Source organism: Mycobacterium sp. 852002-51961_SCH5331710 (assembly GCF_001665535.1).
Classification (GTDB): Bacteria; Actinomycetota; Actinomycetes; order Mycobacteriales; family Mycobacteriaceae; genus Mycobacterium.
In genome coordinates this window covers 25,214-45,120 of the sequence record NZ_LZSQ01000133.1, presented here as the reverse complement: position 1 = coordinate 45,120, position 19,907 = coordinate 25,214, and the positions used below count along the sequence as shown (strand labels likewise).

20 protein-coding genes are annotated in these 19,907 nt (G+C 66.2%); 6 read left to right on the top strand and 14 right to left on the bottom strand.

Annotated elements, in window-relative coordinates:
* The 8 genes from A5752_RS26880 to A5752_RS26845 form a co-directional block, all read right to left on the bottom strand.
* A partial coding sequence (locus A5752_RS26880; RefSeq protein WP_156614192.1) for a DUF222 domain-containing protein occupies window positions 1–317 on the bottom strand: 317 nt, incomplete at its 3' end.
* A 54-nt stretch (window positions 318–371) separates the two neighbouring features.
* Window positions 372–809, bottom strand: a complete 438-nt coding sequence (locus tag A5752_RS26875) for a group III truncated hemoglobin (RefSeq protein WP_067092401.1) — start codon at window positions 807–809, stop codon at window positions 372–374.
* A complete protein-coding gene (locus A5752_RS26870) occupies window positions 802–1,146 on the bottom strand; it encodes a hypothetical protein (RefSeq protein WP_067092399.1) in 345 nt (114 codons plus the stop codon). The genes A5752_RS26875 and A5752_RS26870 overlap by 8 nt, the downstream gene beginning before the upstream one ends.
* Window positions 1,143–1,517 carry a cupin domain-containing protein gene (locus A5752_RS26865; RefSeq protein WP_067092396.1) on the bottom strand — a complete coding sequence of 125 codons (375 nt, stop codon included), beginning with the start codon at window positions 1,515–1,517 and terminating at the stop codon, window positions 1,143–1,145. The genes A5752_RS26870 and A5752_RS26865 overlap by 4 nt, the downstream gene beginning before the upstream one ends.
* Window positions 1,518–1,540: 23 nt before the next feature.
* A complete protein-coding gene (locus tag A5752_RS26860; protein ID WP_067092394.1) occupies window positions 1,541–2,191 on the bottom strand; it encodes a helix-turn-helix transcriptional regulator in 651 nt (216 codons plus the stop codon).
* Entirely contained in the window at window positions 2,188–2,535 is a 348-nt protein-coding gene (gene fdxA, locus A5752_RS26855; RefSeq protein ID WP_067092392.1) for a ferredoxin, read from the bottom strand. The genes A5752_RS26860 and fdxA overlap by 4 nt, the downstream gene beginning before the upstream one ends.
* 54 nt (window positions 2,536–2,589) lie before the next feature.
* Entirely contained in the window at window positions 2,590–4,302 is a 1,713-nt protein-coding gene (gene ctaD / locus A5752_RS26850) for an aa3-type cytochrome oxidase subunit I (RefSeq protein ID WP_067092390.1), read from the bottom strand.
* 433 nt (window positions 4,303–4,735) lie between these two features.
* A complete protein-coding gene (locus A5752_RS26845) occupies window positions 4,736–6,547 on the bottom strand; it encodes an AMP-dependent synthetase/ligase (RefSeq protein ID WP_067092388.1) in 1,812 nt (603 codons plus the stop codon).
* A gap of 393 nt (window positions 6,548–6,940) precedes the next feature.
* Between A5752_RS26845 and A5752_RS26840 the strand changes: the two genes are divergently transcribed.
* Both A5752_RS26840 and A5752_RS26835 read left to right on the top strand, forming a co-directional pair.
* The gene (locus tag A5752_RS26840; RefSeq protein WP_067092386.1) at window positions 6,941–7,135 is read left to right on the top strand and encodes an LppA family lipoprotein; all 195 of its coding nucleotides are present in this window, start codon (window positions 6,941–6,943) and stop codon (window positions 7,133–7,135) included.
* A gap of 40 nt (window positions 7,136–7,175) precedes the next feature.
* Complete coding sequence (locus A5752_RS26835) at window positions 7,176–7,442, top strand: YdeI/OmpD-associated family protein (RefSeq protein ID WP_067092409.1); 267 nt, start codon at window positions 7,176–7,178, stop codon at window positions 7,440–7,442.
* Here the strand turns inward: A5752_RS26835 and A5752_RS26830 are convergent, their stop codons facing one another.
* Window positions 7,443–8,642, bottom strand: a complete 1,200-nt coding sequence (locus tag A5752_RS26830; protein WP_156614190.1) for an NAD(P)/FAD-dependent oxidoreductase — start codon at window positions 8,640–8,642, stop codon at window positions 7,443–7,445. It lies immediately after the preceding gene.
* A gap of 126 nt (window positions 8,643–8,768) precedes the next feature.
* Here A5752_RS26830 and A5752_RS26825 point away from each other — a divergent pair, with 126 nt between their 5' ends.
* The 4 genes from A5752_RS26825 to A5752_RS26810 are packed head-to-tail and all read left to right on the top strand — an operon-like array spanning window position 8,769 to window position 12,551.
* Entirely contained in the window at window positions 8,769–9,464 is a 696-nt protein-coding gene (locus tag A5752_RS26825; protein WP_067092384.1) for a TetR/AcrR family transcriptional regulator, read from the top strand.
* A 32-nt stretch (window positions 9,465–9,496) separates the two neighbouring features.
* Window positions 9,497–10,702 (top strand): cytochrome P450, encoded by a 1,206-nt coding sequence (locus A5752_RS26820; RefSeq protein ID WP_082964084.1) that lies wholly within the window; start codon window positions 9,497–9,499, stop codon window positions 10,700–10,702.
* Entirely contained in the window at window positions 10,696–11,643 is a 948-nt protein-coding gene (locus A5752_RS26815) for an SDR family oxidoreductase (RefSeq protein WP_067092380.1), read from the top strand. The genes A5752_RS26820 and A5752_RS26815 overlap by 7 nt, the downstream gene beginning before the upstream one ends.
* 8 nt (window positions 11,644–11,651) lie before the next feature.
* On the top strand, window positions 11,652–12,551 hold the full coding sequence (locus tag A5752_RS26810) for a DUF7064 domain-containing protein (protein WP_067092378.1): 900 nt from the start codon (window positions 11,652–11,654) through the stop codon (window positions 12,549–12,551).
* A gap of 3 nt (window positions 12,552–12,554) precedes the next feature.
* On the opposite strand, the gene A5752_RS26805 is transcribed toward A5752_RS26810, so the two are convergent.
* The 5 genes from A5752_RS26805 to A5752_RS26785 form a co-directional block, all read right to left on the bottom strand.
* Complete coding sequence (locus A5752_RS26805) at window positions 12,555–13,820, bottom strand: hypothetical protein (RefSeq protein WP_067092376.1); 1,266 nt, start codon at window positions 13,818–13,820, stop codon at window positions 12,555–12,557.
* Window positions 13,814–14,572: an SDR family NAD(P)-dependent oxidoreductase gene (locus A5752_RS26800; RefSeq protein ID WP_067092374.1), complete on the bottom strand. Its 759-nt coding sequence runs from the start codon at window positions 14,570–14,572 to the stop codon at window positions 13,814–13,816. The genes A5752_RS26805 and A5752_RS26800 overlap by 7 nt, the downstream gene beginning before the upstream one ends.
* On the bottom strand, window positions 14,569–16,932 hold the full coding sequence (locus A5752_RS26795) for a CaiB/BaiF CoA transferase family protein (RefSeq protein ID WP_067092372.1): 2,364 nt from the start codon (window positions 16,930–16,932) through the stop codon (window positions 14,569–14,571). The genes A5752_RS26800 and A5752_RS26795 overlap by 4 nt, the downstream gene beginning before the upstream one ends.
* A gap of 4 nt (window positions 16,933–16,936) precedes the next feature.
* Entirely contained in the window at window positions 16,937–17,908 is a 972-nt protein-coding gene (locus A5752_RS26790) for an enoyl-CoA hydratase/isomerase family protein (RefSeq protein ID WP_067092370.1), read from the bottom strand.
* 116 nt (window positions 17,909–18,024) lie between these two features.
* Window positions 18,025–19,281: a cytochrome P450 gene (locus A5752_RS26785; protein ID WP_082964082.1), complete on the bottom strand. Its 1,257-nt coding sequence runs from the start codon at window positions 19,279–19,281 to the stop codon at window positions 18,025–18,027.
* Window positions 19,282–19,907 lie beyond the last annotated feature (626 nt).

Sequence of the window (19,907 nt, the reverse complement as noted above, 5' to 3'; positions counted from 1 at the left end):
TGGCGCGGGGCCAGCAGCTCGGCCTCGGTCAACCGTCGGTTGGCCTCGCTCGTCGAGATCCGGTAGCGCACCCGCAGGACCTCTTTCCAGGTGTGGGCACCCATCTCGTTGGGTGTCGTCTCACACTGCAGACGAGCGAGTAAGCGGTGATTCATCGTGGGGAGCTGACACGACAACGTCTCCCACTCATCAAGCGCAGCCACCAACTCGTGTCGGGTCAACAGGTCCACATCGCAGGCGGCCACCTCCTCATAGGCCGCACGCAGCGCCGATATCGCCGCCTGCAACGCCGTCCCCGACATAACCCGAACATACATTCGACGTCTGACAAATCAGGGCGGGCCGCTGTCCGGTCTTCTGCCCAAGCGGTGTCACACTCGCTGCGATGTCGTGACGGCCAGTGTGGCGAGCTCTGGGGCGTGGACGCCGGTGAGGCGACGGTGCATGGCTGTGGCAATCCGGGCGGCTTGAACCTTGGCGTGGTCGGCGACCGGGCCGCGGTACATCTGATCGATGGTTGACGTCCACAGATGAAGCCAGCGTGCGAAATGCGTTGCGTCCAAGGTTGTCTGCTCATGGACATGCCGGTGCGCGTTCAGCGTGTTGCGCCGATACAGTCCGGCTCGAAACAGCACGGTCTCCCAAAAGTCGCACATGACAGGAAGGTGCTCGTGCAGCCCCTGCGCAGCCAGCTCGGCGAACGGCTCGGCGAGCAGCTCGTCGCGGAACGCTTCGGTGTAGAAGCGGACCAACAACGCTTCCACGTCCGCACGGGTGGCGAGATCGCGCGCAGGTGGCCTATCACCCATATCGGACACTCCGCATCGCCGGGCCGGACGCGCCGCGTTCCGCTGCCGCGCGGTTCCGGCGTGAGGTCTCCCAAGTGGCCGTGGGCAATGTACCGTCGCGCAGCGCCGCCCCGATGTTGATGAGTACGTGCTGCACGACGGCGACGTCGGCGTCGCCGTCGTTGAGGATGTCGGTCATACCGCGGTGCGCGAGAAAAGCATCCACTCTGCGTTCGATCGGCCAGTCGGCGTAAGTCAGGCCGGTGAACTCCGATCCGAGGAATCCCCAGGCGATGGTGTCGAGGTCGACCTCGGATAGTTCACACGCCCTCGGTGTGTGGTTCACGCGCGCGGTCATGCCGGTTGCTTGGATCTGTCCAACGCCGTACCTGGGATATGCGGCGCATCGGTGTGGACGGTGAGCAAGATGACCGAGTCCTGCAGCGCGTCCAGGCAGTGCCGGCGAGTCGGCAAGGTGAGCTGGTCACCGACGACACCATCCCAGCGGTCATCGACGGTGCTCAGCCGCACACGCCCCCGTAGCACCTGAAGGGTCGCCTCGGCCGGATCGGCTTCCTGTCGCAACCGGAGGCCTTTGGTCAGCGCGACCACCGTCTGGCGGAGTCCGCGGTCCGGGCCGCCGTGAACCGTATAGGCAGCATGCCCGCCGTACCGACGCGCCCGGCCGAGTTGTTCGTCGGCAAGTACCTGCAGGGGAATGGATTTCATGGTGTTTCCTCTTCCTCGACCCGTCACCGTGCTCGACACGAGGCCGATGTCGTCGAGGCCAAATGCGCCACGCACAGGTCCGGTTCGGCGAACGGTGTCAGCGCATCGACGGTGATCGGAGCGTCCCAAACCTCCAGCGCGCCTTGCATGAGCCCGAGATGGACCGGGCAGACCACATCGCGGCGGCTGCCTGCCACCTCCAGGAACGGGCAATTGCGCAACCCGATCTCACCGGGACCCGTTGTAGTCGATCGCTTTTCGGGGGCGAACCCCAGATTCGCGAGTAGGTCGGTGAGCCGATCGACGGCCTGTCGGCGGCTGCGCGCTCTCCCAGGCTCGGCGACATGATCGGCCCAGGCGCGACCGGCCGCGACGGCACGACGCTCGGGCTGGGCTTGGCGCGCGAGCGCATCGGCAAGGACGGCGGCCAGCGTTCGGTAATCACGCGGGCCCCCCGGGTCCATGCCCACAACGGCGCGAAACATCAACGGCGGCCGGCCCGGTCCGGTGCGGTCGGCCTCCACGGCGTGCACCCGACCGGACTGGACCAGCGAGTCGAGGTGAAACCGCGCGGTATTGGGGTGAACGTCTAACCGCTCGGCGATCTCGGCGATGCTCAACGCGGCATCTTCGCTTCGTAGCAACTCGAAGACGTCCTCGCGACGGCCGCTCACGGCTGGTCCTGCCGCTCCATTGCGGCCACCAACGGGGCATCGGCAGGCACGGGCCCGAGCTTGGCCGCCCCACCCGGCGAGCCCAACGGGGCGTCGCGACCGGGCAACGTGTCGAAGAAGAACGCGGCGTTGTCGGCGAGGTGTCCGTGTTCGTCGGCGGGCAGGTCGTCTTCGTAGTAGATCGCCTCGACTGGGCACACCGGTTCGCAGGCACCGCAATCCACGCACTCATCCGGATGGATGTACAGCGCCCTGCCGCCCTCGTAAATGCAATCCACCGGGCACTCATCGACGCACGCCCGATCCATGACGTCCACACAATTCTTGCCGATCACGTAGGTCATGCCACCGAGTTTACACAAGTATTGCTTGTAAAAACCAGGGCCTCGCCCCGGGGATCAGTGAGGGATCGCGTCGGTTTCGCCATGACGCCCGATGTGGGATTCGGCGCGCATACGGTCGACCATCCAGGGGTAATGCAGTTCGAACGCGGGCCGCTCCGAGCGGATGCGCGGGATTTCCGCGAAGTTGTGCCGTGGCGGCGGGCAACTGGTGGCCCACTCCAGCGAGTTGCCGAAACCCCAGGGGTCATCGACGGTCACCGGCTCGCCGAATCGCCAGCTTCTCACCACGTTCCACGTGAACACGATCATCGATACACCCAAAATGAACGACCCGATGGAGGAGACGACGTTGAGCGTCGTGAAGCCGTCGGTCGGCAGATAGTCGGCGTAACGGCGCGGCATGCCCTCATTGCCCAGCCAGTGCTGCACGAGGAACGTGGTGTGGAAGCCGATCAGCGTCAGCCAGAAGTGCAGCTTGCCCAGTCGTTCGTCGAGCAGTCGGCCGGTCATCTTCGGGAACCAGAAGTAGATTCCTGCGAAGGTGGCGAACACGATGGTGCCGAACAGCACGTAGTGGAAATGGGCGACCAAGAAGTAGGTGTCGGTGACGTGGAAGTCGATCGGTGGGCTGGCCAGCATCACCCCGGACAGGCCACCGAGCAGGAAGGTCACCATGAACCCGACCGAAAACAGCATCGGCGTCTCAAAGGTCAACTGACCCTTCCACATTGTGCCGATCCAGTTGAAGAACTTGATGCCGGTCGGCACCGCGATCATGTAGCTCATGAACGAGAAGAACGGCAGGAGGACCGCGCCCGTCGCGAACATGTGGTGAGCCCAGACCGCCATCGACAATGCGGCGATGCCCATCGTCGCGAAGACCATGTTGTTGTAGCCGAACATGGGCTTGCGGGAGAAGACGGGAACGATCTCGGTGACGATGCCGAAGAACGGCAAGGCCACCACGTAGACCTCCGGGTGGCCGAAGAACCAGAACAGGTGCTGCCACAGGATCGCGCCGCCGTTCGCGGCGTCGTAGACGTGAGCGCCCAGGTGCCGGTCGGCAGCCAACCCCATCAACGCGGAGGTCAGCAGCGGGAACACCATCAACACGAGGATGGAGGTGATGAGGATGTTCCACGTGAAGATCGGCATCCGGAACATCGTCATGCCCGGCGCGCGCATGCACACCACGGTGGTGACCATGTTGACCGCGCCCAGAATCGTGCCCAACCCGCCCACGGCCAGGCCCAAGATCCACAGATCGCCGCCGGCGCCCGGGGAGTGGATCGCATCCGAGAGCGGCGTGTAGGCGGTCCAGCCGAAATCCGCCGCCCCGGTCGGCGTGATGAATCCCGACAAGACGATCAGGCCGCCGAACAGAAACAGCCAGTAGGACAACGCATTCAGCCGGGGGAAGGCGACATCGGGTGCGCCGATCTGAAGCGGCAGAACCAGGTTGGCGAAGCCGAACACGATCGGGGTGGCGTAAAACAGCAGCATGATCGTGCCGTGCATGGTGAACAGCTGGTTGTACTGCTCGTTGGAAAGGAACTGCAAACCCGGGCTCGCCAACTCGGCGCGGATCAACAACGCCATCAGGCCCCCCGCGAAGAAAAAGCCGAAACAGGTGACGACATACATGATTCCGATGAGCTTGTGATCGGTGGTCGTCACCAGCCTGTAAACGAGCGTGCCCTTCAGGCCGACGCGGGCTGGGAACGGGCGGCGAGCTTCTACTACCGCGGGCGGCGCTTCGGCGGTCACGGTTTCCTCCTGTCCCCATCGCGGTGGCGATGGTGCGGACCGGCTAGCCGGGCGCTCAGCCGGTCATAGGTGGGCTCGCTTACGAGCGACGGTGCAGAACGCAGTGGCGCGACGGTCTACAGATGACGGAAGGCGCCGCGAAACAGCGTGTTTGCTGCGCGGGAATGCCTCGCGGCACAAACGCTGCCGTCGGTCGTACGTCGCGGCGCGTTCCGGCGGCGCCGGTCTGAGAGTGTCCTGTGAGCCGGCCCGTGCCGGCGACGTCAGCCCCGCATGCGGAACCTCCCGCTACTTTTTACAATATGATTTTGTGTAAAACAGTAGCGCAGACGTCGCCGATCTGACACCCCCTGCGACGGATCTTTCTAAGGCGTTGCCGCTGTCACATCCCGCAAGCGGCGTTGAGTGGCTTGAGAATTACGGGTGAGGCGCGTCAGGAGTAGAACGAGTCGAGCAGTTCCTGGTTCTTCTCCTCGACGACCGAGCGCTTGACCTTCAGCGACGGGGTGAGCTCACCACCCTCGACGGAGAGTTCGTGGTCGAGCAGTTCCCACTTCTTGATGGTTTCCCACCGGTTCAGCTGCGAGTTGAGCTCGTCGACATAGCCGTCGATCATGTCGCGGACCTCATCCGACTGCACCAGATCCTCGTAGCTCCGATCGCCGAGGCCGTGCTGCTTGGCCCAACTCGACAGTTCGTCGGGGTCGAGTGTGATCAGTGCGACGCAGAACTTGCGTGATTCGCCGAAGACCAGGATGTGGCTCGCATACGGGCAGAGCGCCATGAATCGGCCTTCGATCGCGGGCGGCGCCACGTACTTGCCCCCGGATGTCTTGAACAGCTCCTTGATTCGCCCGGTGATGGTCAAGAAGCCGTCGTCGTCCAGTTGGCCTCGGTCGCCGGTGCGCAGCCAGCCGTCCTCGGTCATCGACTCGGCCGTCTTGTCGGGCAGGTTGTGGTAGCCGTCCATGACGCACGGACCCTTGACCTGCACCTCGCCGTCGTCGGCGATACGCACCGACGTGCCGTCGAAAACCTGGCCCACGGTGCCCAGCTTGTAGTTGTCGGGCCGGTTGATGAACGCCCCGGCCGCGGTCTCGGTCAAGCCGTAGCCCTCGAGTATCAGCAGCCCTGCGGCGTGGAACCATTCGGCGATGTCGCGGTTCAGCGGCGCTGAGCCGGAGATGAAGAACTTGATGCGTCCGCCGAAGACCGCTCGCACCTTGCTGAAGACGAGGCGGTCGAACACGCTGTGCGCGGCCTTGAGCGGGAGCGGGACAGACTTGCCGGCGAGCCGGTACTGATCGACCTGGCGCCCGACGGCGAAGGCGGCAGTAGACAACTTCTCCTTCAGGCCCTCCTGCGACGTGACGACACGTGCGTGGGCCTTCTCGAAGATGCGTGGCGCGGCGCCCATGAACGTCGGCTTCACCTCGGCGAGGTTTGCGACGATCTTGTCCACGCGGCCGTCGATCGCACTGGCGAAGCCGCACGCCAGTTGCGCCGAGATCAGCACCTTGCCGAATGCGTGGGCCAGCGGCAGCCACAATAACTGCAGGTCGTCCTCGTGCAGGATGTCGAAGCCGGCGACCGTGGTCCCCTCGTACACCCATGCCGCATGCGACAGTCGAACCCCTTTGGGTTTACCGGTCGTGCCGGAGGTGTAGATCAGCGTCGCGAGTTGGTCGGGCGTGATGGCGTCCGCCGTCGACTCAACGCACGAGGGATGGTCGGACAGGTAAGTCTCTCCGAGCTCGGCCAGTTCGGCGAGCGACATGATGAGCTCACCGTCGCCGTCTCCGTCGAGCACGACAACCTTTTCCAGCTTCGGTAGGTCGTCGCGCTTCTCCCGCAACTTCTCCAGCTGCGCCTCGTCCTCGGCGAAGACGATCCGAGATTCCGAATCGCTCAGGATGAAGGCGGTGTCGGCGGCGTTGGTCGTGGGGTAGACGGTCGTCGTCGCCGCTCCGGCGCACATGATGGCCAGATCCGCGAGGATCCATTCGTATCTCGTGCTCGACGCGATCCCGATGCGTTCCTCGGGCTGGATGCCGAGCGCCAACAGTCCCGCGGCCACTGCTTCCACCTGTTCGGCAGCGTCCTTCCAGCTGATCGAGATCCACCGGTCGCCGTCGAGCTTGCGGAAGGCTTCCCGTTCGGCGGATTTGCGAACGCGGTCGAAGAACATCGCGGCCACGCTCGCGTGCGCCATGGTCTCGGGTTCGTGTTTGGTCTCTGTCGACATAACCGTCTCCTGGTCGGACGAGCGCGGTGCGGTAAGTATCGCGGTTCTGGTACCCAGAGCGGCGATTTCTGACGCTTTCGGCTTCGCCGACCGGGCATTCGCCGGCGCATATCGGTAAGGACCGACCGCTTGCGGCGCCGTATCGTGGACTGATTGGTATCCGTGGTCGGCGTAGGAGGGATCGTGCCGAAAGCGGTCCGGGTTGTTCCGGAGGACTTGACGGCGTCAGCTTCGACGGTTGATGCACATGCCGATTCGATGCGGTCGGTCCACGCTGCAGCGCATCGAAACCGCGCAGAAAGGTGTGCCGCGCGGTGCCGCCGGTGGCCCTGGGCGCGGCCGTGACGAAATGGCAGGCCGACTCCAGCGCATTGTTCGGCGGGATGGTGGCACATGCCGAGGCGTTGCGCAGCGAAGGAATCGGCGCAGAAGATCGGCGCGACCGACATGCAGGTGATGCAGGACCAGCCGGGAAACCACGACGTGTGGTTCTCGGGGCCGGGCGGCATCTTCATCAAGATCGGCTACCGAGGCAACCTCGTGGTCTCCGGGTATACCGGCTGCCGACTGCCGCGGGACAAGAAGTGACGCAGCTGTCGTTGATCCGGGCCGCGTACGGTGCATGTTCATGAGTAATACGCGAGTTTCCGGCGGCGTCGTGCACAAGCTGCCGACCGATCTGCGTAAGGCGTTGCTCGCGAACGACACCGCGCTTGCCGCATGGAACGACATCACGCCGCTGGCGCGCAATGAGTTCATCTGCTGGGTCGAAGACGCCAAGCAGCAGAAGACGCGCGAACGGCGGATCCGGCGGACGCAAGAGGAACTGGAGGAGGGTAAGCGCCGTCCGTGCTGCTGGCCCGGATGTAAGCACCGTGAGCGAAACGGCAGGTAGTCACTGCTCGTAGGCGGGGGCGCTCTGCAGTTCCGGTGCCGCGGCGGCAAGGAGCGCCGAGCGGTCGCCGGTCAGCGGGGGATAGATCCGCTCGCCGTTGATGATCCGCTTCGTCGCCTTGGCCGCCGCGCCGGTGCTGACGACGTGGCGATCCCAACCCTCGGTGTAGACGGCGCCGACCGGACCCAGGTCGAGCACCGTGACGTACCACGGAATCCGCAGCGGCATCATGGGCAGGCCCAGGAGATCGCCTATCACGTTGAAGCCCGCGTAGCGACCCATCGGTCGCCCGTGCTGACACGACATCACCGACAGGTGTTCGTCGTCCATCCGCGCCGCGGCCACGTCACCCGCGGCGAACACGCCGGTCACCCCCTCGACCCGCAGATAGTCGTCGACCGGTACGCGACCCAGCGGGTCCACCGGCACGCCCAGCCGTCCCGTCAGCGGATGGGCGCGCATACCGGCACACCAGACGACGGTGGCCGTTTCGATGACCTCACCCGTCGACAGCGTGACGCTGTGTTCGCCGACCGCGGTGACGCCCACGCCGGTGACCGCCTCGACCCCGTTGTCGCGCAGCGCTTTCTCGATGACCGGGCGTGCCGACTCGCCCATGTCGGAGCCGACGTGCGCGTTGCGGTCGACGAGCACGACCCGCGGCGGCACCCCGAGCGCATTCGTCAACATCGCGGGCAACTCGCTGGCCGTCTCGATGCCCGTGAGGCCCGCACCGACGACGACGGCTGTCGCCGACGCCGCGTCGTTGCGCTGCAGCGAACGAAGGTGTTCCTGTAGACGAACTGCCGCGTCGTAGGTGTCGACGTCGAACCCGAACTCCGCCAGACCCGGGATGTCGGGTTTGGCGACCCGGCTGCCCACCGCCAGCACGAGGCGGTCATAACTCAGCGTCGCGCCGTCGGCGGTGTTGATCTTTGCTGCAGCGGCGTCGATTTCGACCACCTCCGCGGTGACGTGCCCGACACCGACGGGATCGAGCAACTGAGACAGCGGGATTCGGCACGGGCGCAGGTCCGGCTCATAATTGCGCACCCGGATGTCGTGATACGGCTTGGAGCTGACGACGGTGACGTCGACCGTGTCGACGCCGAGGTCGTCGAGACGGCGCGCGGCACCTAACGCGGCCCACAGTCCGGCGAACCCGGACCCGGCCACGAGAACGCGCGCTGGCACCGGCACCGTCCCATCGTCGTGCGGTGTGGGGGCGTGGGCAAGCACCACGGCCGAGTGACCGCCAGCTCTCCGCCGTCCGATCCGCAGTCTCACGAGCCACTAAATCAATCGCTTGATTTAAATCTCGGGGCGGTGTCTACTGAATCGGTGACCGCAGCCCGGCCTCTCAGTGGACACAGGTCCGAAGGCACCCGCGAGGTGCTGCTCGCCGCCGCCGAGCGCCTCTTCGCCGAACGCGGTATGCACGCGGTGTCCAACCGGCAGATCAGCGAGTCCGCATCGCAGGGCAACAACGCCGCCGTCTGCTATCACTTCGGCACACGGACCGATCTGTTGCGCGCGATCGAAAGCAAACACCGCGTGCCGATCGAACAACTGCGGGCCCGGATGCTCGCCGGGCTGGGCGCGACCGCCGACCTGCGGGATTGGGTCGATTGCCTGGTCCGTCCGCTGACCGATCATCTCGACCAGCTTGGCAACCCGAGTTGGTATGCACGGTTCGCCGCCCAGGCCATGGCCGATCCGACCTACCGCGACGTGGTCACCAAGGACGCACTGTCGTCACCGCATCTGGTGCAGGTGATCGACGGCATCACCGGATGCCTTGCCCAACTGCCCAAACGAGTCCGCTTCGAGCGAATCGTGATGGCGCGCAACCTGCTCATGCACACCTGCGCCGAACACGAGGGCGCCCTGGCTCAGCCCGGCCCGCTCGCCCGGTCGCCGTGGCCGCAAGCCGCCGAAGGCCTCACCGATGCGATCACCGGCCTCTGGCAGGCGCCGGTGCGCCGGACCGAACGGCCGCGCAGAGAAAGGGGTCGCCCGTGACCGACACCCTCACACCCGGCGCCGGGGACGGCATGTCCGATGTGCCCGACTTCCCGATGCCGCGCGCAGACGGACGCTGGTTCGCCCCACCGCCGAAAGCGCTGGAGCTCAACGACACCAGTCAACTCAACCGCGTGCGTATCTGGGACGGCAGCACCCCCTGGCTGGTCACCGGATACGAGGCGATCCGCTCGTTGTTCGCCGACGGCCGGGCCAGCGTCGACGACCGCAAACCCGGCTATCCGCACTGGAACGAGGGCATGCTCGCCACCGTGCACAAGCGGCCGCGCTCGGTGTTCACCTCGGATGCCGAGGAGCACACGAGGTTTCGCCGGATGCTGTCGCGGCCCTTCACCTACAAGCGGGTGGAGGCGCTGCGCCCGGCCGTCCAGCGCATCACCGACGAACACATCGACGCGATCCTGGCCGGCCCCCAACCGACTGACCTCGTCGAGAACCTCGCGCTGGCGATCCCGTCGTTGGTGATCAGCGAAATGCTCGGCGTCCCTTACGAAGACGCGGCGTTCTTCCAGGAGCAGGCGAACCGGGGGATGAGCCGCTATGCGTCGGCCGAGGACGCCGCCGAAGGCGCGGGTGCGCTGGCGAAGTACATCGCCAACCTGGTGCGCAGAAAGATGGACGAGCCCAGCGAGGATCTGGTATCCGACCTCGCCGAGCGGGTGCGTTCGGAAGAGATCAGCGTCCGGGAAGCCGCCCAACTCGCAACCGGTGTGCTGATCGCGGGTCACGAGACGACAGCGGGACAGCTCGGGGTCAGCATCGTGGCGCTGCTCGAACATCCCGACCAGGCCGCGTTGCTGCGCGACGCCGATGATCCGAAGGTCATCGCCACGGCCATCGAGGAATTGCTGCGATACGTCAGCATCATTCAGACCGGCCAGCGCCGCATCGCCGCGGAGGACATCGAGGTGTGCGGTCAGCTGATCCGCGCCGGCGAGGGCATCATCCTCGATGTGGCTCCCGCCAATTGGGACCCTCGTCAGTTTCCCGAACCCGGCCGCCTCGATCTGAGCCGTGACGACGGTTCGCACGTCGGATTCGGCTACGGCAGACACCAGTGCGTCGGCCAGCAGTTGGCCCGGATGGAGTTGCAGATCGTGCTGCCGACGCTGCTGCGACGCATCCCGACCATGCGACTGGCGGTTCCGGTCGACGAACTGCCCTTCAAACACGACGCGCTGGCCTACGGCCTCTACGAGTTGCCGGTCGAATGGTGAAGGACGGACTCGAACTGCACATGCCCGACCTCTCGGGCCGCCTCGCCGTGGTCACCGGCGCCAACAGCGGCCTCGGATTCGGGCTGGCGCGCGAGCTTGCGGCGGCCGGCGCCGACGTGATCCTGGCCGTCCGCAACCGCGCCAAGGGTGAGGCCGCGATTGCGCAGATCCGCAAGGCCGTCCCACGGGCCAGCACCCGCGTCGCGGATCTCGACCTTGCCTCCCTGAAAAGCGTTGCCGCCCTTGGTGACCATCTCGCCGAAGAAGGCCGCCCGATCGACGTCCTGATCAACAACGCCGGGGTGATGACCCCGCCGCAGCGGCAGACGACGGAAGACGGCTTCGAGTTGCAGTTCGGCGCGAACCACCTCGGCCACTTCGCATTGACCGCGCACCTGCTGCCACTGTTGCGGGCATCCGCCGGTGCTCGGGTGGTCACCGTCAGCAGCATCGCCGCCACGCAGCGGGGGTTGACGTTCGACGATGCCAACGCCGAACACGGCTACCGGCCGATGCGCTCGTATGGCATGGCGAAGCTGGCACAGCTGATGTTCGCCAAGCAACTCGACCAGCGCAGCCGCACGCACGGGTGGGGGTTGATGTCGAACGCCGCCCATCCCGGCCTGTCGAAGACCAACCTGCTCAGCGGCGCCTCCTACGGACGCGACAAGCCGACCCTGAACGCCCGTATCACCAGGGCCACCTGGCGCCTGCTGCCATTCATGTGGCTCTACGTCGACGAGGGGATCAAGCCGACCCTCTATGCCGCGGCGTCGCCCGACGCCGAGGGCGGCGCCTACTACGGTCCACGCGGATTTTACGAGACCGCCGGCGGCGGTGTCGGTTTCGCGAAGGTGCCGTCCGCGGTGTGTCGCGCCGAGGACCGTCAGGAAGTTTGGCGGCTGTCCGAGGAGCTGACCGGCGTGACCTACCTGGATTGAGCGAGCGCATGACAACCGAGGTCGACGAGGTCTTCCATTCCGCCACCGCAGATCCGGACTGGAACGAGAGCGGGTGGTTCAACTTCGCGATACCCGAGCGCGACATCAACGGGTTCGTGTACTACTACCACGACATCCGCACCGGAACCAGCGGAGGCGGGCCCGCGATGTGGGACCCGAGCGGCGAAGAGACCTACGACTGTCTGTTCTACGACTGGCGCTGGACTCAACCACCCACGGGTGCACTGGACTTCACCGACTTCCGGCTGCCGAATTCGTTGCGCCACGTCGTGGTCGAACCGATGCACCGCTACCGGCTGACCTATTCGGAGCTGGGACTGGACCTCGACCTCGAGTGGACATCGTTGATGGCACCCCACGTCCTCGGTCCCGCGTCCCCGCAGCACTGTCACTTCGACCAGCCGGGCCACATGCGCGGCACCGCGACGCTGAACGGTGAGCGATTCGATATCGACTGCTTCTCGATGCGCGACCGCACCTGGGGGCCGCACCGTCCGGGCGCCCGCCGCTCCGGCGACTACCTGTGGGCCATCGCCGACGCCGAGTCCAGCTGGCATGCGATCACGATGGCGAGCAGGTCTGGCGTCGACCGTGTCATCGGCGGCTACCTGCTGCGCGACGGCGAGGTGGGGGAGCTCGTCGCCGGTGAGCGCCGGGTGCTCGACCGTCGTGCCGGGGCGCCTGTGCGGGTGGTGCTCGACGCCGAGGACGACCGCGGCCGCGGGTTGCACGCCGAGGGCGATGTGCGCACCGCCCTGCGATGGCTCGGGTGGCCGGGACGGATGACGTTCTGGACGCTGACCGACTGGCGCTGGGACGGCAGGCAGGGGTGGGGAGAGGACCAGGAGTTCTTCGCCCGTGAGCAGGTTCGATCGCTGATTCGTTGAGGCTCAGCCGGTTTCACCGCGGGTCTGCCACACGTTCAAAACATTGGTCAGCATCTGCAACGGTGCGCGGACACCTTCGTCGGACTTGATACGCGGATCGATGCGCGTGGTGTGCGGGCCCGAGTCGGGCAGGCGCTTGCGGATCAGCGCCGGCACGTCGAGCAGCCATGTGACGCCCATCAGCGTCGCGTACATGACAAGATGACGCTCCACCGTCGCGGGGTCGAGCGCCGGGCCACCGCTCGCCAGCACCTCCTTGCAGAACATCTCGAGCAGCTCGTCGAGATGGTCGTCCCACAGCGAGGTTTCGGCCCCGGACAGGGAACCCCACACCGCCATCGCCACATTCATCCGGCTGACGCAGCCCCAGTCCATCAGGCCGCAGCACAGCTCGCCGTCGTCGCCGCGCCAGAACCAGGCGTTGTCGACGTTGGCGTTCCAGTGGCACAACGCAAGGTAGTCGGCGTCGGCGCTGAGCAGCTCGAACACCTCCGCTTCGCGCCGAATCAGCTGCGGCGCCTCGGCGGCGAACCTCGACAGGAACGACGACGTTCGTACGTTCGCCGGGAACAAGCCCTGATGAGCTTCGACGAACTCGACAAGCCGGCGCAGTCGGCGCTCGAGTTGGTCGGCGCTGTAGGCCGGCGGCTGGCCCACCGTCGCCGCCCGCAGATCCACCGTGAACGGGGCGAGAAGTTCGGCGGGCAGCCGACCCGACCGTTCGGTTCCCGCCAAGCGCGCGACCGCGGTCAGCAGCGCCCGATAATGCCCTGCCGGATCGGGCATCTCGTAGTCCAGACACTTGTGGTGCTGCGGTTCGATGCCCCCTGTCCCGAACGCGATCCGTTCGCTGATCATCAACCCGGTTCCAGTATCGCGGTGGAAGTCGGCGAACAGGGTGGCCGGCACGGCGATGGGAAAGTCCCGCGCGCGGGTGAGCGCGGCGAATCGGGTCTCGGACTCCATCTGGGTGCGCCCGATATCGCGTACCGGATCGTCGAAGTCGCGCGAGAACTTCACGAACAGGTCGGTGCACAGGCGAGGCTGGTGTCCCGAATAGCGCACGGTCAGTGCGGCCTTGCGTCCCGTGCTGCCGCCGGAGACCTCATCGAGGCGGTCGATGGCGACCACCTCGCGGTCGGCCGACAGCGTGCCATAGGCGCGCAACGCGTCGGTGAGGAAGGCGGTCCCTGCCCTGCGGAGCGCGTCGGGGTGGGCGGGAAACGCGAGGCCGGTCGCATCGCCGCGCACCCAGTCGATCTTCACCATGTCTGTTCCGCCGCGCGCACCAGGATCTCGTTGACCGCGACGCGCCGGTCGCGTGTCACCATGTACGCCACCGCGTCGGCGATGTCCTCGGGTTTCAGTTTCACCATTCCCGCCGTCCTGGATTGCTGAGCCGTAAGCGCCTGCGGGTCAAGATGATCGAAGATCTCGGTCTCGACCGTTCCTGGCTCGACGATTCCCACGCGCACCCGCTTGCCGATGAGTTCTTGGCGGATGCCCTCACTGAACGCGTTGACACCGAATTTGGTGAGCGAATAGACGGCGGTCCCGGGCCTGGCGACCCGCCCGCCGGTCGAGCTGATCGTGACCACGTCGGCGACGCCGCGCGGGGAGTCGGCCGCGGCGATCAGATGGGGGAGGGCCGTACGCGTCGCGTAGAGCACGCCGTGAATGTTGACGGACACCAGAGCCTCCCAGTCGGACAGGGGCGCTTCGGCGGCGTCCCCCATCCGCAACAGGCCTGCGTTGTTGACCAGCGTGTCGATGCGGCCCCACTCGCCGACGGTCGTGGCCACCGCGGCCGCCACCTGTTCGGCGTCGGTGACATCGGCGGGCACGGCCAACGCCCTGCCGCCGGCCGCCGCGATCTCGTCGGCCAGTTCGATCAACCGGTCGCGACGCCGCGCCACCAACGCAATCGACGCGCCCTCGGCGGCCAGCGCTCGGGCGGTGGCTGCGCCGATCCCGCTGCTGGCGCCGGTCACCAGCGCCACCGTCCCGGACAACACGCTCATGTGTTCCTCACTCCCGTCTGCCCGAGGATGTCACCGAGCACATAGTCGTTGTGTTCTCCGAGGTCCGGTGCGCCGCGCTCGATCCGGGCGGCCCGTGTCATCGACCACGACGGCCCCAGCACCGGTCGCTGTCCCTCGAGGCGGTCCGACACGAAACGATACGTGCCGCGTTCCCAGAGCATTTCATCGCCGATCACGTCGGTGGCGGTCGCACTCTTGGCCGCGCCGACGCCGACCGACCGCAATCGGTGCGCGAGGCCGAAAGCGTCGTGATGGCGGGTCAAGGTGTTCAGTTCGGCATCGAGGGCTGCGGCATCGCGGCGGCGCGCGTCCCTCGTCGGATATCGGGCAGCGAGGCCCTCCGCACCGAATTCCTCGCACATGCGCTGCCAGGCATCGTCGTTCGCCACGGCGATCGCGATCCATTCGCCGCCCGCACACCGGTAGCAACCGTGTGGCGCCATGTCGGGATGGCGGTTGCCGTCCGGCCCGAGCAGCCAGCCGGTCAGGTTCTGCTCGAAGAGGCAGTCGCCGACCATAGACGAGAGCACCTCGACGGCGGAGACGTCGACGAACTGGCCCTGGCCGGTCCGTTCCCGGTGCAGTAGCGCCGCGACGGCGGCCAACGCTGCGGCGGCGCCGACCGTGGAGTCGCCGTATCGCATACTCGCGCCGAGGGGAGGCCCGTCCGGATAGCCGACCAACGCCGCGAGGCCCGCCAGCGCGGCGAAACTCGGTGCATAGCCGGTCTGGTGGCCCAGCGGCCCGTCATTGCCCCACATTTTGATGGACACCGAGATGATGTCGGTTTTGAGCGCGGTCAGTTCCCGGTAGCCGAGGCCCTGCCGTTCCATGGCGCCGGGTCGCAGGTTGTTGAGCACGATATCGCTGCAGGAGATCAGGGCCCGCAGGTCATCCCGGCCTCGCGCTGTCTTGATGTCGATGTCGACGCTGAGGATCTCGGGGTTGATGCTCAAGAAGTACGGGGCGTGGTTGATGTCGGTTCCACCGTAAGCGCGCATCTCCTCCGGGGTCGCCGAGCACTCGACCTTGATGACCTCAGCGCCGAGAAAGGCGAGCAGCTTGCCGGCGTACGGTCCGGCCCACACCTTGGTCAGCTCGACGACCCGCACACCCTGCAACGGGCCGCCCCGCGGGTCCTTCGGGGCCTTGAGTTGCGGGCGCTTGACCGCGGGAGCCGTATGCGGGGTGAAGAGTTCGGCCCGCACCTCGTCGGTGTGCTGGCCGAGGCTCGGTGCGGGACGAGTTATCTCGGTCGGCGACGCGCTGAACCGGTAGCCGGCGGTGGGGTAGGCGGCGGTGCCGAGCACAGGGTCGGTGACGTCCCGAAAGAACCCACGGTGTCGGTACTGAGGTGAACGCATGAGTTCGGCCGCACCGTTGACCGGTACCAGGGGAACGCCCAGTCGCTGCGCCTCTTCCGCGGTGGCGTCGCCCGGCCTGTCCCGCATCCAGTCGGCAAAGCCGCGGCGGAAATCGGCGACGCGCCGCGGCGTGACACCGAATTCCAGCCAGTCGTCGTCGAATTCGTCGAGCCACCTCGGCGCGCCCATCAGCGCTTTGAGGCCCAGCCAGTGGGCGCGACTGGTCATGTAGAGATAGACGAACCCATCGCGACTCGCGAAGAAGGACGCGGGTCCCGCCTGGTCGTAATCGTCGCGGCGATCCTGCGGGGCGATCTCACCGGTGACGAACCGGCCGAGGATGCAATCGGCTCGCGAAGCCAGCACCGCCTGCTGTGACACGTCGATGTACTCGCCTCGGCCGCTGTGCATCCGGTCGAACAGCGCCGACGCCACGCACAGGGCCGCATCGAGGGCGGCCTCGTAATCGGCGAGGAACCGGCCCGGTCCCTTCAGTGGCGGCCGGTCGGGGTCGGCGTGGCTGGGGGTGTGGTATCCCCACCCGCTGGCGTGAAAGACGTTGAGGCTCTGGGCGTTGTCGAACTCCTGCGGCGCTGCCCGCCCGTACGGCGTTACGGTGCAGAACACCACGTGGGGATGCCGCCGAGCGACCTCCTCCGGGCTCAACCCCTGCTCGACGGCCCACGCCGCGCCGTGGTCGTCGATCACCGCGTCGGCGGTGGCGATGAGCTCGTGCGTTGCGGCGGTGTCGAATTCGACCGAACGCTTGTTGGTGTTGAGGTACGCGAAGAGCCCGCTGCGCTCATGTCCGTCGTCGTCTCCGACCAGAGGGGCAAGCGCCCGGGTGGGGCTTCCCCACCCGGGCCGCTCGACCTTGATGACGTCGGCGCCCAGATCGGCGAGCAGCTTGCCGCAGTACTCGCCGGTGACCCGCTCGGCCACCTCGATGATCCGGAAGCCGGTCAGCGCCGACACGGTGTCAGGGCTTGTTGCGTCCCGACCGGCTCAGCCGCCACTCCGGTGGGAAGTTCAGGTCGTTGTCCTTGACCACGTTGTTGAGCCCCTTCTCGAAGGTGCCCTCCGTGAGATCGACGTCGTTCTGCTGGTCGTTCTGGATCATCGGCAGCATTCCTTCGACCATGCCGGTCAGCAGGCTCCCGAAGTACTCGCCCTTGTGCTGCTTGTACAGCTCGAGGAACGTCTTCTGCACCGCGACGGTGTCGGTCGGGCGGGATTTCGAACAGGCCTGCGCGTACTTCTCGGTCTCGGCTTCCAGCTGGTCCCTGGGCACGACGCTGTTCAGGAAGCCACACTCGTACATCTCCTTGGCGCTGAACGGCCTTCCGGTGAACAACATCTCGGAGAACTTGCGCAGCCCCATCGTCTCGGCCCACCACCACAGCCGCGGCCCCCAGCCGACGTAACGGAACGCCGGGTGGCCGAAAAGCGCGTCGTCGGAGGAGATCACCAGGTCCGCATCACCGGCCTGATAGAAATGCCAGCCGTAGCAGTACCCCTTCGCCTCGATGATGCTGATCTTGCGGAGCTCCTGCAGCGGCCGGTTGCCGGCCCGCGCCTTGGCGTAGAAGTCGGTCACTGTCGAGAGGTAGCGATACGAGCCACCCGGCGGGTACTTGACGTCATCGTCGTTGATCGCGAGTTCGTGCAGCAGCGGCATGCCCGGGTTCTCCAGCATGCCGCGTTGCTCGGGAAGGTCGCCGCCACTGCCGAAATCCTCGCCCTCGCCACGGATCACGACGACCTTGACGTCGTCGTCGACGTTGCATTTGTGGATCAGGTCGGCGTAGAGCTGGCGCATGCCCATCGTCGTCGAGTTCTGGGCCTCCGGGCGGGCAAATGTGATGTAGGCGATCCGGTTCTTTCTGTCCTTCTCAAACCGGATGTGCTGCTCGGCTTCCCGTTTCATTTCTTCGTAGTCGAACTCTGGCATGTCGCTTCCTCCAATTTGTCTTACTCCAGTACGCGGCCCGGCAGCCGGGCAGCTGAACGCCTCCGACGCAGAAGCGTCAGGGGCGAAGACTGTGTGCTTGTCGTATGGCTCGTCGCTCAGTCCACCACGGCAGGCATCGACTCCCATCCACGCACGGTGGACGTCGGGCTGAGCTGGGCATCGGTGAGGTCGACGCGCCAGTCGGGGAACCGGTCGAGAATCTCGTCCAGGGCGATGCGTCCCTCCAGGCGTGCAAGCGCATTGCCGAGGCAGAAGTGCGTGCCCACCCCGAAACCGAGGTGCTGGCGCGGCGGGCGGTGGATATCGAACCGTTCGCTGTCGGGCCCGAACCGCCGCGGGTCACGGTTGGCCGCTCCGACGAGCATCATCATCGCGCTGCCGTTCGGGACCGTCTGGCCGTAGAAAGTCACGTCGCGGGTGACGCAGCGGCTGACGTGGGGTGCGGGTGGTTCGAAGCGCACGACCTCCTCGACGGCCGCAGGCAGCAGTGACCGGTCGGCGACCAGGGCTCGCCGCTGATCGGGGTGATCGGAGAGCAGCTTGCCCGCCCAGCCGATCAGCCGGGTGGTGGTCTCGCTGCCCGCGGTCGCGATCACCTGCAGGTAGAGCAGGAGTTCTTCGCGGCCCAACCGCCGCAGCGTCCCGGTCTCGTCGGTGAATTCGGCGTTCAGCAGTTCGGTCATGATGTCGTCGCCGGGATGCCGGGCGCGCCAGTCGATGTAGTCGGCGAACACCTGGCCGGTGGCGATGGGCCCGTCGGGATTGTCGGTCATCTTGCCGCCGCGTTCGGTGCGGATCGTCGACTCGCCGTGCTCGATCACGTGCTCCTGGTCCGCTTCCGGGATACCGAGCAGCATCCCGATCACCCGCATGGGCATCTGTGCGCCGAGGTCCTTGACGAAGTCGAAGCGGCCCGCGCCGATCAGAGGGTCCAGGCACTGTGCGGTGAATTGCCGGATCTTGGGTTCGAGCGCGTTGACCTTCCTGGGCGTGAAGATCCGCGACAGCAGCTTGCGGTGGATGTTGTGGATCGGTGGATCCTCGAAGATCAGCGTGCCCGGTGGGATGTCGAGGCCGGCCTTGATGATCTCCAGCACCGCCCCACGCGCCGAACTGAATGTCTCGTGGTCGAGCAGTGCGGCGTCGACGTCGTCGTAGCGGCTCAGCGCATAGAAATCGTGTTCGGCGTTGTAATACAGCGGCGCGTGCTCGCGGATGCGGGCGAATATGGGGTATGGGTCGCGGTTGAGGTCGGCATCGTAGGGGTCGTAGTGGACGTCCGCCTTCTCTGCGTCCTGCTTGGCGTCGCTGTCCCGGCTGCCCCGCACACCTTCGTCAGCGCTCACCGTCATCGCGTTCCGCCTTTCACCGGACCTTATTCGAAAGCGGTGACGCAGCGCGCCACCGACTCGTGGACAGTCTGTCAGCGGCCGCTCGAGCCGGGGCTGTTTAGACCTTCCGCTTAAAACGACGCGAGGTGGCCTCGGGTGCGCCGAATCCCGGCTACTAATTCGCCACCAAGATCGGCGACCCGCGGCTTTGTTTCGAAGTCGAGCGGCCGACCTTCGGGGCCGAGGTCCCTGGTCGGTCCGTGCGGGCTCATCGCCGCGCGGTCACCGGCGCCGACCTGCCTCGATGATGGGTGCAGCGGTGCCGGCGTGCGCTCGCCGGGACGGCAGGCGACATTTGAGAACCGGCTCGTTCGAGCGGCGCCGGAGGCGTTGATCTTGTCGCGCCATTCACGAGGATTCTTCAGTGGGCAAAGATTTGCACTGAGGCGGCCGCGAACGTCGCCAATAGGTCTGTATTGTCGGGCCATTTTTGTGTAACAATCTCCTATCAAACCCTCTCCACGAGGGTTCTCTTTTGGACGGAGGCGATCATTCCCACGTCACCTTTGCGCATCTCTGCGGGTGTCTGTGTACTCGCTACCGGCTTGCTGTTCGGCGCCGGTGGTGCCATCGCCAGTGCCGACGAA